This window comes from Veillonella magna (assembly GCF_959600285.1).
GTDB lineage: Bacteria > Bacillota > Negativicutes > Veillonellales > Veillonellaceae > Veillonella_A > Veillonella_A magna.
Map to the genome: position 1 here is coordinate 89,172 of NZ_CAUGKU010000004.1, position 14,143 is coordinate 103,314.

Annotated in this window: 13 protein-coding genes and 1 riboswitch; all 13 genes read left to right on the forward strand. The window is 43.7% G+C overall.

What is annotated here, in order from left to right; all coding sequences use genetic code 11:
• The first annotated feature begins 4 nt into the window (after positions 1–4).
• The 13 genes from gmk (at position 5) to rsgA (ending at position 14,139) form a co-directional block, all read left to right on the forward strand.
• Positions 5–625, forward strand: a complete 621-nt coding sequence (gene gmk, locus Q5873_RS03705) for a guanylate kinase (protein WP_028256046.1) — start codon at positions 5–7, stop codon at positions 623–625.
• 35 nt (positions 626–660) lie between these two features.
• On the forward strand, positions 661–873 hold the full coding sequence (gene rpoZ, locus Q5873_RS03710) for a DNA-directed RNA polymerase subunit omega (RefSeq protein ID WP_028256045.1): 213 nt from the start codon (positions 661–663) through the stop codon (positions 871–873).
• 52 nt (positions 874–925) lie between these two features.
• The gene (gene coaBC, locus Q5873_RS03715; RefSeq protein ID WP_028256044.1) at positions 926–2,107 is read left to right on the forward strand and encodes a bifunctional phosphopantothenoylcysteine decarboxylase/phosphopantothenate--cysteine ligase CoaBC; all 1,182 of its coding nucleotides are present in this window, start codon (positions 926–928) and stop codon (positions 2,105–2,107) included.
• A gap of 98 nt (positions 2,108–2,205) precedes the next feature.
• A riboswitch (SAM riboswitch) is annotated at positions 2,206–2,306 on the forward strand.
• 51 nt (positions 2,307–2,357) lie between these two features.
• Entirely contained in the window at positions 2,358–3,548 is a 1,191-nt protein-coding gene (metK, locus tag Q5873_RS03720) for a methionine adenosyltransferase (protein ID WP_205087619.1), read from the forward strand.
• 153 nt (positions 3,549–3,701) lie between these two features.
• The gene (gene priA / locus Q5873_RS03725) at positions 3,702–5,879 is read left to right on the forward strand and encodes a replication restart helicase PriA (RefSeq protein ID WP_303059290.1); all 2,178 of its coding nucleotides are present in this window, start codon (positions 3,702–3,704) and stop codon (positions 5,877–5,879) included.
• Positions 5,880–5,889: 10 nt separating this feature from the next.
• A complete protein-coding gene (gene def, locus Q5873_RS03730) occupies positions 5,890–6,420 on the forward strand; it encodes a peptide deformylase (protein WP_303059292.1) in 531 nt (176 codons plus the stop codon).
• 20 nt (positions 6,421–6,440) lie between these two features.
• On the forward strand, positions 6,441–7,427 hold the full coding sequence (fmt, locus tag Q5873_RS03735; RefSeq protein ID WP_303059294.1) for a methionyl-tRNA formyltransferase: 987 nt from the start codon (positions 6,441–6,443) through the stop codon (positions 7,425–7,427).
• Positions 7,402–8,202 carry a DUF116 domain-containing protein gene (locus tag Q5873_RS03740; RefSeq protein WP_303059296.1) on the forward strand — a complete coding sequence of 267 codons (801 nt, stop codon included), beginning with the start codon at positions 7,402–7,404 and terminating at the stop codon, positions 8,200–8,202. Before fmt ends, Q5873_RS03740 begins: the two co-directional genes overlap by 26 nt.
• On the forward strand, positions 8,192–9,568 hold the full coding sequence (gene rsmB, locus Q5873_RS03745; protein WP_303059298.1) for a 16S rRNA (cytosine(967)-C(5))-methyltransferase RsmB: 1,377 nt from the start codon (positions 8,192–8,194) through the stop codon (positions 9,566–9,568). Before Q5873_RS03740 ends, rsmB begins: the two co-directional genes overlap by 11 nt.
• Positions 9,565–10,623 carry a dual-specificity RNA methyltransferase RlmN gene (gene rlmN / locus Q5873_RS03750; protein ID WP_303059300.1) on the forward strand — a complete coding sequence of 353 codons (1,059 nt, stop codon included), beginning with the start codon at positions 9,565–9,567 and terminating at the stop codon, positions 10,621–10,623. Before rsmB ends, rlmN begins: the two co-directional genes overlap by 4 nt.
• 9 nt (positions 10,624–10,632) lie before the next feature.
• Positions 10,633–11,334 carry a Stp1/IreP family PP2C-type Ser/Thr phosphatase gene (locus Q5873_RS03755; RefSeq protein ID WP_288301855.1) on the forward strand — a complete coding sequence of 234 codons (702 nt, stop codon included), beginning with the start codon at positions 10,633–10,635 and terminating at the stop codon, positions 11,332–11,334.
• A gap of 14 nt (positions 11,335–11,348) precedes the next feature.
• Positions 11,349–13,271, forward strand: a complete 1,923-nt coding sequence (pknB, locus tag Q5873_RS03760) for a Stk1 family PASTA domain-containing Ser/Thr kinase (protein ID WP_303059303.1) — start codon at positions 11,349–11,351, stop codon at positions 13,269–13,271.
• A gap of 7 nt (positions 13,272–13,278) precedes the next feature.
• Complete coding sequence (gene rsgA / locus Q5873_RS03765; RefSeq protein ID WP_303059305.1) at positions 13,279–14,139, forward strand: ribosome small subunit-dependent GTPase A; 861 nt, start codon at positions 13,279–13,281, stop codon at positions 14,137–14,139.
• Positions 14,140–14,143: the final 4 nt, after the last annotated feature.

The window sequence follows — 14,143 nt, forward strand, 5'->3', positions numbered from 1 at the left end:
GCAAATGACGGAGAAGGGAATTTTAATCGTGCTTTCCGGTCCGTCCGGAGCGGGTAAAGGCACAATTTGTGCGGCGCTTCGCAAGGAGATGCCGAATCTGGTGTACTCTGTGTCAATGACAACACGGGCGCCACGTGTGGGAGAAGAGGAAGGTATTAGCTACTTTTTCCGCACTAAAGAAGAATTTAAAGAACTCATCGCAGAGGATGCGTTCCTGGAATATGCTCAGGTATATGATAACTACTATGGGACACCGAAGAGTCATGTTATGAAGTTGCTCGAGGAAGGTAAAAGTGTTATCCTAGAGATTGATATCCAAGGTGCAATGCAGGTAAAAGATCGTTTCAGCGATGCTGTGTTTATCTATATTGTTCCGCCTTCCTTGGATATTTTGTCGAATCGGTTGCGCGATCGTGGCACCGATGCGACGGATGTGATTAACAAGCGATTGTCAAAGGCTAGTTCTGAATTAGCGTTAGCGCATCGTTACGACTATATTGTAGTAAATGATGTATTAGAGGATGCTGTGGAAAAAGTGGCCTCTATTTTACGCGCAGAAACGTGTAAGATAAAACGCAATAAAGAAAAGATTCAGGATATTTACAAAAATTATACGAATGACTAACCGTGTAGGTAATTTATGGAAGAGGTGTTGCAGTTATGATGGTAAAACCGCTATTAAAAGATTTGGAAAAACATGTGGATAGTAAATATACGTTAGTTACATTGGCCGCTAAACGCGCACGGGAATTAACCGATGGCGATCCGGCTCTGGTGAATGATGTAGATTCCGATAAACCGGTTTCTGTAGCGTTACATGAAATCGCAGAAAATAAAATCGGGTTTGCCCGCATTAAGGATGGCATTAAATAAGAACGTTATAAATACCGGTATCATACCGGTATTTTCTATAGGAGCAGAGGCGATGAAGAACAAGCATATTATTGTAGGGGTATCGGGAGGAATTGCAGCCTATAAAGCTGTGGAAGTGGTAAGTCGTTTGCGTAAGTTAGGGGCGGAAGTAAAGGTAGTGATGACGGAAAATGCTACTAAATTTGTTTCTCCTATGACCTTCGGCGAGATTAGTGGGCATCCGGTAGCTGTAAAGATGTTTGAAGATGTTCATGATTGGAATGTCGAACACATTGCGTTGGCTACATGGGCAGATGCTTATGTGGTGGCTCCGGCAACAGCTAATGTAATCGGTAAAATCGCCTCCGGTATTGCGGACGATATGTTAACTACGCAAATTATGGCTACACAGGCACCGGTCTTTCTTTGTCCGGCTATGAATACAAATATGTATTTGAATCCAATTACGCAACGCAATATGAACACATTGCGTCAATTGGGGTACCATATATTAGAAGCTGCCAGCGGATCGTTGGCTTGCGGAACCAGTGGTATTGGTCGATTACCGGAACCGGTGGATATTGTGAAATGGTTACAATTTCATCTTATGAAAACAGATTTGTTAAAAGGAAAAACTGTGGTTGTAACAGCCGGTGGCACACAGGAAGCTATTGATCCGGTACGATTCATTAGTAATAAATCCAGCGGAAAAATGGGATATGCTATTGCCGAACAGGCTGCGTTAGCCGGTGCGCGTACAATCTTGGTATCGGCGCCGACTCATCTTGAGGTTCCGTATGGTGTGCAGTTTGTGCCTGTTCAGTCGGCGTGTGATATGCAGCAACAGGTAGAAGCAGTATATGAAGAGTGTGATGCGGTTATTATGGCAGCCGCAGTGGCGGATTTCCGCGTGGCTGAGGCAGCAGAGCAAAAGATAAAAAAGATGGAGCATATGTCTTTGGATTTGGTAAAAAATCCGGATATCTTAAAGGGGCTGGGAGAGAAGAAAACGCATCAAAAGCTTATTGGTTTTGCAGCAGAAACTAATGACGTTATCGAATACGGCCGTGCAAAAGTGCGTAATAAAAACTTAGATATGCTTGTAGCCAATGATGTAAGTAAGGAAAATGCTGGCTTTAATGTGGATACTAATGAAGTTACATTTATTTATCCTGGTGAGCAGATTACTAATCTGCCACTTATGAGTAAGCAAGATGTGGCAAAGCGAATTATTGCAGCCGTAGCTGAATTATAGTAAAAAGATATATTACATTGTGGCCTTGGCAGAATCATACTTTTGTAGTATAATATGCGAGGTAACAAAAGTTACTACAGTTAAATTAGAAATGATATGACTCATCAAGAGTAGTGGAGGGAAAGGCCCAATGAAGCTACAGCAACCATTCTGTGAAGAAAAGGTGCTAATTCCGACGGTAACAGCCGAAAGATGGGGTTTAGGTTCCTCATCTTATTGATGAGGAATTTTTTTATTGGAGGTAAGATGAATGGCTGAAAAACACGTATTTTTCACGTCCGAATCCGTTACGGAAGGTCATCCTGATAAAATCGCTGACCAGATTTCCGATGCGGTATTGGATGCTATTTTAGCTAAAGATCCGACTGCGCATGTTGCTTGCGAAACGTTGGTAACAACCGGACAGGTACATGTAGTAGGTGAAATTTCTACAAATTGCTATGTGGACATTAATCATATTGTTCGTGAAACAATCCGTGAAATTGGATATACTCGCGCTAAATTTGGATTTGACTGCGATACTTGCGGCGTTAATGTAGCTATTGACGAACAATCCGCCGATATTGCCATGGGTGTTGATGAAGCTTTGGAAACCCGCCAAGGCGGTCAGGATAAGTTTGATAAAATTGGTGCCGGCGACCAAGGTATGATGTTCGGTTATGCAACTAATGAAACCGAAGAATTCATGCCGATGCCGATTGCGTTGGCTCATCGTTTATCTCGTCAGTTGACGAAGGTGCGCAAAGATGGAACTCTTAATTATCTTCGTCCGGATGGTAAAACGCAGGTAACTGTTGAATATGTTGACGGTGTACCGAAGCGCATTGAAACAATCGTAATTTCTACGCAGCATGGTCCGGAAGTAACGCGTGAACAGATTGAAGCAGATTTGAAGAAGTATGTAATTGCCCCGGTATTGCCGGAAGGCTTTGTTGATGAAAATACGAAATTCTTTATTAACCCAACGGGACGTTTTGTTATTGGCGGACCGCAGGGGGATGCAGGATTAACAGGTCGTAAGATTATTGTTGATACCTATGGTGGTATGGCTCGTCACGGTGGCGGTGCTTTCTCCGGTAAGGATCCTACAAAGGTTGACCGTAGTGCTGCTTATGCGGCTCGTTATGTGGCAAAGAATATCGTTGCTGCCGGTTTGGCAGATAAATGTGAAATTCAGATTGCCTATGCTATTGGTGTAGCACAGCCGGTTTCCATCATGGTAGAAACGTTTGGTACCGGTAAAATTTCCGAAGAACGCATTGGAGAATTGGTGCGTAAACATTTTGACCTTCGCCCGGCAGGGATTATCGAAATGCTCAACTTGCTTCGCCCGATTTATCGTCAGACGGCGGCATACGGTCACTTCGGTCGTACCGATATCGATCTTCCTTGGGAAGAAACTGACAAAGCGGATATCCTTCGTCAGGAAGCAGGACTTTAATTGGATAGCTTGAGGATTGATTCATAAACCTTAAGTGAAGATGTAATAATGGATGCTTTTACCTTCTTGTAATATAGAGAATGGTGAGGCATCCATTTTTCAATTACTAACGGAAATGGTATAATCAAAAGAAGTGACTAAGGAGGTGCTACGGTGCGATTAGCAGAAGTTATTGTCAATAGACCGGCTAAACAGTTGAACAAGCCCTTTACTTATGAAGTGCCGGATGCACTTGGCGTGATACCCGTTGGGACGCGCGTTGCCATACCATTGGGGCGCGGTAAAGAAGAGGGGATTATTGTTGGTTATGCGCCGGAAACAGTGGCTCTTAATTTTACGGTTAAGCCTATTCTCTCCGTACTCGATAAAACACCTTGGTTTACACCGGAGATGCTGGCTACCGCAAAAAGGCTCAGCCATCATTATCTTTGCTCCTATCCTGATGCACTTCGCTTATTTACCATTGATAAAAAAGAATTAAAAAGCTATGAGCGGCCTAAGGTCGCTTGGTTATATCCCGAGTCATTTCTTACCGTGGAATCTATACCGGCTCGAAAAAAGAGACAACGTGAAGCAGTGGCATATTTGTTGTCCGTTGGCGGAGCTTCCTATGATATGCTTAAAGAGCAAGGATTCTCATTAGCTATCATTAAACAAGTATCGGAGCTTAGTGGGGTACGTCGTGAAGAAAAATACCGACACACGCATACGGATTACGATGCTCGAGAAATACCGGATATACCGTTAACAAATGCACAAGTAAAGGTATATGCGCCGATTCATGATGCGATTATTCATCGGAGATTTAGTCCATTTTTGCTTCACGGGGTAACAGGCAGCGGTAAGACACAGGTATATATAAAGGCAGCGGCAGCCTGTGTGGCGGAAAATCGTATAGCCGTTATTTTAGTGCCGGAAATCATGCTGACGGATCAAATTGTTACTCGTTTTGTAGAAGCTTTCGGTGACGAAGTAGTTGTTTTTCATAGCAAGCTGACAATTAGCGAGCGCTATAATAATTGGGAGCGATTACGTCGTAAGGATAGTCATATCATCATCGGCGCACGTTCAGCGGTATTTGCACCGACTGATGATATCGGCCTTATCGTAGTTGATGAAGAACACGATGGATCATATAAGCAAGAAGACATGGTTAGATATCATGCGCGGCAGGTTGCTTTATGGCGCGCAGAAAGCAACAGCTGTCCTGTTATTTTAGGATCGGCCACGCCGTCGGTAGATTCATATTATAAGGCTAAGAAGGGAATCTACACGTTGTTGGAGTTGCCGGAACGTATTCATCATCAGCCGTTGCCAACAGTGTTGTTAGTGGATATGAAAGAAGAATTACTTCATGGAAACTACTCTGTATTTTCCGATGCTATGACGGATCTCATTCAACGCACATTAGAAAAAAAGGAACAGATGATTATGCTCCTTAATCGGCGGGGGTACAGCACTTTTGTTATGTGTCGCGAGTGCGGTGAACCGGTGAACTGTCCGCATTGCGATGTATCGTTGGTATATCATAGGGCAAATGAAGCCTTACGATGTCATTATTGTGAATACCATGAACGGGTACCTGAGGTGTGTCCTAAATGTGGTAGCAGGAAAATTAAATTTTTTGGCTCCGGCACGCAGCGAGTGGAGGAGGAATTGGCAAAACAATTTCCCCGGGCACGCATTGCAAGGCTGGATCAGGATGTAGCAGCGAAAAAAGGACGTGGCGAAGATGTGCTACACGGTTTTGCTGCCGGTGAGTATGATATTTTATTAGGCACTCAAATGGTAGCTAAAGGTCACGACTTTGAAGGTGTTACGGCTGTTGGCATTTTGACAGCGGATTCTGTATTGAATATACCGCTTTATACGGCGGCTGAAAGAACATTTGATTTATTGACGCAAGCAGCGGGACGAGCCGGTCGCGGAAAATCGGAAGGGCATGTGGTAATTCAAACTTACAATCCACTGCATTATGCTATAATAAAGAGTAAGACCCACGACTACAAAGGGTTTTATAAGGAAGAAATCGAGGCGCGCAAAGCGTTGGGGTATCCACCGTGTGGCGAGATGATTCATTTCCGTATGCAGCATGAAAAAAAAGATAAAGCAATGCAGATAGCAACGGCTATTGTAGAAGAGCTCAGTAAAGCGTTTGACGATGATGTTGAAGTACTGGGACCATACGAAGAAGGTGTTAATCGAGTACGCAATCTGTATCGCATATCGGTTATGGTACGCGGAGATACCTTATCAGATGTAAAAAAGTATATTTATCATTCTTGGATATTTACGCAAGAGGGGTTGGCTATTGATGTGGACCCGATGTAACGGAGGTTATATGGCAGTATTAGAAGTAATTAAAGCAGGACATCCGGTGTTAAAGCAGGTGGCAACACCGGTGGAATTTGTTAATAAGAAGATTCGTCAGTTGTTAGACGATATGGCGGAAACTATGTATGCATCCGACGGTGTCGGGCTGGCAGCACCGCAGGTAGGTGTGTCACAGAGAATGTTGGTACTGGATGACGGTAACGGTTTACAAGAGTTCATTAATCCTGAAATTGTAAAGGCTGACGGTGAACAAATTGGATTAGAAGGATGCCTTAGCGTGCCAGGTTATTTTGGAGATGTAAAACGGTATAATTTTGTGGAAGTACATTATATCGACCGTCATAATAAGAAGAAAAAAATTAAAGCTGAAGGATTTTTAGCCCGCATTTTACAACATGAGATTGATCACTTAAATGGTATTTTGTTTGTGGAACGTCTGGAAAAAGTATATGTGGCGAAAGAGCAAGCAAGTCAGATAGAGGAAGCGGCCAGCGAGGCAGTTGAGGAAACAAAAACATCGATGACGACTTCTATATAGGTCATAAGGAGAAGATAGATATGCAACACTTGAGAGTTGTATTTATGGGGACGCCCGATTTTGCAGTGCCTACGCTACAGGCATTAATTGAAGGGCCTCATGAGGTAGTAGGTGTATTTTGCCAACCGGATAAGGCTAAAGGGCGAGGTAAAAAGGTTCAAATGCCACCGGTTAAAGAAATAGCTCTGGAAGCAAATATTCCTGTTTTTCAGCCGGATACGCTAAAAACAGAGGATATAAAAGAATGCCTTCATGAATTGCGTCCGGATATTGTGGTAGTGGTAGCCTATGGCAAGATTTTGCCACCATGGTTAATTCATCAGCCGCAGTGGGGATGCATTAATGTACATGCCTCATTACTTCCGGCATATCGTGGAGCAGCGCCGATTCACTGGGCTATCTTAAACGGTGATACAACGACGGGCATTACTATTATGCAGATGGATGAAGGGCTGGACACAGGAGATATCTTGGTACAAACTGAGATTGAAATCGAACCAGAGGAAACTACAGGTGAGTTGTTTGATCGATTGGCTCTTTTGGGAGGCTCGATGATCAATGAAGCAATAGACGGTTTAGTGGCCGGTACGGTAACGGCAACACCGCAAGACAATAGTTGTGCTACGCATACTCGCAAAGTGACGAAGGATATGGGGTATTTGCAATGGCAAGAAGATGCTGTTGTATTGGCACGAAAAATTAGAGGCCTTTCTCCGTCGCCGGGGTGTGTAACTTTTTTGAATGGTAAGCGACTTAAAATATGGAAGGCTTATGCGCTTACTGAAGCAGGGGTGGCGCATGAATTCCCTGGGGCACAGGTAGGCGCGGTGGGTACTGTTATTGGAATAAATGATAACGGATTTGCCGTACAGACAGGAAATGGCGTGTTAGCTATTACCGAGGTTCAACCGGAAAATAAAAAACGTATGAAGGCCGGTGATTTTTGCCGGGGCCATCAGCTGAAGGCGGGGATGGTATTTGATGAGCAATACACACAATCTATGTGATAAGCAAAGTACGCACAGTAAATATGGTCAATATCCGCTATATTTTCAATTAACCTTTACCGTGTTTGTCATTCTATCTTTTGCCTGGTCTACACTCATGTTTTTACTGTGGCCGGGCATGCAGGCCTTCGGTATTGGCGCGGCTATGACCGGCGAGGTTTTGCTGGCATTGTTTCCTATCGTATGCTGGGTTATGTGGGGAATCATGCTTGCGGCAGCTAAAAAGGGAATACGAATTTCACCGATAGTATTACGCATCAGTAATCGGTGGTTGTACGCTTTTTTCCCGGCGGTATTGGGGCTGGGAAAACTATGTGGTGTTGATAAGGACCGCATAAGTCAGTCTCTGATTGCTCTTATTAATCATTTGGTGGAGCTTAATTTGTATAAAGTGCCGGCAGAGAGAGTGTTGTTATTGACACCTCACTGTTTACAGCAAAGTGATTGCGTTCATAAGGTAACCACGGATGTTCATAATTGCAAGCGCTGTGGACGTTGTCAGGTTGGTGAACTGTTAGATATAGCTGATACGTACGGTTGCCACTTCGTAGTTGTGACCGGAGGGACGCTTGCACGGATGATGATAAAAAAAATACGTCCCAAAGCTATTGTAGCTATTGCCTGTGAACGTGATTTGGTAAGCGGTATGAATGATGTGTTCCCTATTCCTGTAGTAGGTGTTCTTAACGAACGACCATGTGGTCCTTGCTGTAATACGCGAGTAGATACAAAGAGGATTCAAGCAGTTGTGGAGAGATTAATTAATGGATACTAAAAAACAAGATTCGGTATTGAGGTCAGGCAACCGAGTAAATGTACGCTTGGCAGCTGTACGAGCGTTGTTGGAGATTAACCGCGATGGCGGATACGCTAATATTGTTTTACAACAATATATTAGTCAATATCATTTTACGGATGTAGATCGCCGCTTTTTTACCGAGCTCGTGTATGGTGTTATCAGACGAAGAAATTATTTGGATGCCATGATAATTAAACTGACGGGACGACCTATTAAAAAATTATCCGCCATGGTCGTAGAAATTTTACGTCTTGGGTTATATCAACTATGGTATTTAGATCGAGTCCCTCATTCGGCAGCAGTGAATGAAAGTGTAAAATTAGCACGGAAGCTTACGCGCGGATTGCATGGATTCGTTAATGGTGTCTTGCGTAATAGTGAACGCTGTCGCGAAGAATTAAGTATTGAAGCAATGGCAGACAGTGAAGCGCAGCGTTGGTCATATGTGTATAATCAACCGGAATGGTTAATACAGCGTTGGCTTAGCGAGTATGGCGAGGATACAACGTTGGGACTGTTGTCTTGGTGTAATGACAATCCGGCACTTATAGCTCGCGTCAACACCTTGAAAGCTACGCCTGAAGTGATTGTTTCTGAAATGGAGAAAGCCGGATGGCGGGTAGAACAGAGTACTAAAATACCTGAGGCGTTGCGAATTCTTAGCCATCGAGGTAGCTTAGAAGCTGCAAAATGGGTGAAAGAGGGATCAATCACTTTTATGGACGAAGCTTCTATGGCAGTAGCTTATGTTGTACAGCCAAAACCGGGAGAGAAGGTGTTGGACTGTTGCGCAGCACCGGGTGGAAAGACAATGCATATGGCTGCTTTGATGCAAAATCAAGGAGCTATTGTGGCCAATGACATTCATAGCCATAAAATCGAATTGATGAAACAAAATGCTCAGCGCTTGCATGTGTCTATCGTTTCCTTTTATGAACAGGATGCCACGACATTACCGGAATCGTATGATAATGTATTTGATAAGGTACTGGTTGATGCGCCTTGTTCGGGTCTTGGTATATTACAGAAGAAACCCGATATGCGATGGCGTAAGGAGGAAAAAGCTATTGATGCACTGCCGGAATTGCAGGGACGTATTTTAGAACGCGCTGCAAAAGCTGTAAAGACCGGTGGCCATTTGATTTATTCTACTTGTACAATCAATAAGGCTGAAAATGAGGGTGTAGTCACTGCTTTTTTAAAGGAACATCCTGAATTTATCATTGAAGATGCAGCAACATTGCTGCCTTTCGAGACTAAAGGGCCTATGGTTACTTTGATGCCACATAAAGATGAGATGGATGGCTTTTTTATAGCGCGCATGCGCAAGGAGGTTCTATGACAGAGCTGTTGGGTAAATCATTGGAGGAGCTACAGCAACTTATAACAGCTGCAGGCTTTCAGCGGTTCCGAGCAAAACAGCTGATGGATTATATTTATAAACGCTACATATTCTCTTTTGGTGATATGGCACAGTTGCCAACAGATTTACGGACATGGCTGAAGGAATACTGCGTTATCAGTTTACCGACGATTGTGACGGAGAAAACAGCACCTGACGGTAATACTAAAAAATTATTGCTAAAGCTTAGTGACGGCAGCCAAGTAGAAACCGTATTGATGAAGCAGCATTACGGCAATTCGGTGTGTGTGTCTTCACAAGTAGGTTGTGCTATGGGATGCATTTTTTGTGCTTCTACTACAGGTGGCTTGTTCCGCAATCTGGAGGTTCATGAAATCGTAGCACAGGTATTGCTGTTTGCGTACGTACTCAAAGAACGTATACATTCCATCGTTGTTATGGGGGCCGGAGAGCCTTTACAGAATTATGAAAATACAATCGGCGCTTTACGTTTTCTGCATGAAAAAGAAAGCTTTGACATTGGCTACCGGCGAATGACCTTATCTACCTGCGGCATTGTCGAAAATATTTATCTTTTGGCAGATGAAGGTATTCCGATTACGCTGGCATTATCCTTGCATGCGCCCAATGATACAATACGCCGTGAGATTATGCCCATCGGTGCATATTACGACATTAAAGATGTATTGGCTGCGGTTAAGACTTATTATGAGAAAACGGAACGACGGATTACGTTTGAATATATTTTGATAGACGGCGTGAATGCGTCTAGAGAACAGGCTCATGAGTTAGGAGCCTTGGTAAAAACCTTTCCAAATTGTAATGTTAATCTAATCCCGGTCAACGGGAACGAACATATACAGTTATTTAAACCATCGCCGCGAGCCATTGATGCTTTCAAGTCGATAGTGGCCTCCTATGGAGTAGCTGTTACAGTACGCAAGGAAATGGGAGATGCGATTCAAGCTGCTTGCGGACAGCTAAAGGTTCAGCATATGCGTCAGCAGGCAGAAAAAGCGCAAAGCGAGAAATGAGGTAAGCCTATGAAGTGTATTGGTATGAGTAAAATCGGTTTAGTGCGAAAACGAAATGAAGATAGATTTTGTATCGAGGGACCGTTTTGTATAGTCACTGATGGAATGGGAGGCTATAAAGGCGGGGAAATTGCCAGCACGCTAGCTATTGATAGTATCGCAGAAGCATTACGCCAGTTGAAGATGCCTTCGGAGGAGGCTTTGCAACATGCTGTTAGTGAAGCTAATCGAATGGTATATGAACGGGTGTTTACGGAACCTGAACTGAAGGGAATGGGAACGACAGCAGTTGTTGCCTATGAACAGTATCATACATTATACTGGGCCAATGTAGGCGATAGTCGTCTTTATTTATTTGATGAGGATGGTTTGGTGCAAATTTCCACGGATCATTCTATGGTACAAAGTTTGTATGAAGCAGGTACTTTATCAAGCGATGAAATGTTAACGCATCCGCAACGTAATATATTGACACGGGCTGTCGGTGTAGGTGCTAATGTTGATGTGGATTGTGGTCACCTATCGGTTGAATCAGGTAATCGAATTCTTCTTTGCTCAGACGGACTGACGGGGTATATTCCTCAAGACACGATAGAGGCAATGTTCAATGAGCAGTCAGATGACGAACGTTTACTGGAAGATTTAATGGCACTTGTATATGATGCAGGGGCAAAAGATAATGTAACGATTGTAGTAGGCACGATTGAGTAGGAGGCGATAGAATAATGAAAGAAGCAGATAATAGAATGCGCGGCATTATTTTAGATAATCGCTATAAAATCCTCGAAAAAATCGGAATCGGCGGCATGGCCGATGTCTACAAAGGCGAAGATGGACTGTTGGGCCGTCCGGTAGCGATTAAAATCTTACATCAAAATTTTGCAGGCGATGAAGAATTTGTGGCCCGGTTTAAACGTGAAGCGCAGGCTGCCGGTAAGCTGAGTCATCCCAATATTGTCAGTATGTACGATGTAGGGTATGATCAAGGCTATCATTACATCGTTATGGAATATGTAGAGGGAGAAACACTTAAGGAATATATAGTGCGGCATAAGCGCTTATCTATTGATAATGCGGTAAAATTCACGATTGCTATCGCCGAAGGATTGGAACATGCACATGCTATGGGTATCGTTCATTGCGATATTAAACCTCATAATGTTCTCATTACTAAGACGGGACGTGTGAAGGTAACTGATTTTGGCATTGCCAGAGCAATGAATGCCAGTAATACTGTAATGTATACGAATTCTGTTATGGGATCGGCACATTATTTATCCCCGGAACAGGCCAGCGGGAAACCCGTCAACGGAAGTACCGATATTTATTCCCTAGGCGTAGTACTATACGAAATGCTAACAGGTCGTGTACCTTATGAAGGAGATACACCTATCAGTGTTGCCTTAAAGCATGTGCGCGAACGCTTAGTTTCACCTATGCGTTATAATCCGAGTATTCCTCCCTTATTGGAAGGGGCGGTTATGAAAGCATTGGCTAAAAATCCGGAGGATCGATTTGATTCTATCACTGATATGATTAGTGACTTGCGATTGTCTCAGGGATTTGTCAATTCCAAAAGCGGTCGCATGATTCCCCATGATTTCGCAACGCAAGTATTACCGACGGTACAGGACACTACGGCTTATGAAGAACCGTTGTATGATGACGAGGGTGAAGGAAAAAATAGTAAGAAGCGCTCAATTATTGCACTGCTGTCACGATTGCCGCAAAAGTATATTCTGCTAGGATCTGTAGTGATTTTCTTGTTGGCATTTTTATGGGCCTTTTTAAGCTTTGGCAATTTCTGGAGCAATGCTACCGTAACGGTACCGAATGTAGTTGGAAAACAGGTAACGGTGGCAAAACATATTTTGGAAGATAACCATTTACGTGTATCGGTAAGTGAAGTAACTAACTCTGATGTACCGGCGGGGCAGGTCATCTCGCAGAGTCCGGAAGCCGGCGAAGAGGTTAAGGAACAGCGGACGATTCATCTCGTAGTAAGTAAAGGCGCGGGAGATCTTACGATGCCGGATATTACCGGTATGAGTCTTGATCAAGCACGGACAAAATTAAAAGATATGGGACTCATACTGGGCAAGGTTACAACAGCATCTGATGATAGCAAAGAAGATGGTGTTATCCTAATGCAAAGTCCGCCGGCTAATTCTAAAGTTAACAAGGGAACCACTATTGATGTTACAGTCAACAAAATACAGGCGAAAACGGTAACGGTTCCCAGAGTAGTGGGAATGACATTGAAAGATGCCAAAGATGCATTGGCGTCCATGGGATTATCAGTAGGGCAAATTAGTGGATCCGGTGATGATACTGCAGTAATTACCAGTCAATCCCCGTCGCCGGGCAGTAAAGTGGATGACGGTAGTTCCGTAGCATTGGCTACTGAGGCGTCTAAGCCGGCAGAGCCAACGCCGCAGACGGCTAAAGGTAGCGTAAATGTGACCGTACCGTCGGGAAAACAAAATCAAAAGGTACGTATTGTAGTTGTCGATGATAATGGATCAAAGACAATTTATGATGGAGTAAACCATCCGGGCGACCGTGTAGATAAGGACGTATCCGGCGTTGGTAAGGTACGTGTTCAGGTATACTTAGATGGTGCATTAATTCAAGATCAAGCATTGTAGGAGGTTTATGAAAACCGGAATAGTAGTAAAAAACATGAATGGTTACTTCTATGTGCAAGGTGAGGACGGTACTATCACAGAATGTAAGGTGCGAGGACGCCTCAAAAAGGGGCGTTACTCACTCCTGGTGGGTGATCGTGTCATCTATGGCAATGAAGGTACCATTGAAAATATTCTGCCGCGGCGCAATGAGTTAAAAAGGCCGCATATTGCCAATATCGATCAGGTAGTATTAGTGGTGGCAGCTCATGCGCCGGATATTAATAGTTTGCTACTGGATAAATTGCTCGTTATGATTGAACATGCAGATATTCCTTTAGTACTATGTGTCAATAAAAGCGATTTGGCAGATGAAACAACGGCAGAGATTGTAGAGCGTTACCAAAAAGTAGGATATACGGTAGTTATGACATCGACGTATACCGGCGAAGGCATCGATACATTGCGCACTATACTTGATGGTCATGTCAGTGCCTTCGCAGGACCATCCGGCGTCGGCAAGAGTAGCTTGCTCAATGCGGTGGAACCTAATTTTGCTTTTCAGACTGGTGAAGTCAGTGATAAAATAAAGCGGGGACGTCATACGACGCGTCACGCGTCATTATATGCGTTGAACGATCACTCGTTTATTATGGACACGCCGGGCTTCAGTGCCATTGACTTCAGCGATATTAGTCTGGAGCGATTGACTTCGCTGTATCCCGAGTTTATGACCTATGAGGATGGATGCAAATTCAGTCCGTGCTACCATGAGCATGAACCGGTGTGTACAGTAAAAGAAGCGGTAGAAAGCGGAATAATCCATAAAGAAAGATATGCTTCGTACTTAGCGATTCGAGAAGAAATTGTAAGTCAAAGGAAAAGGTGATAGT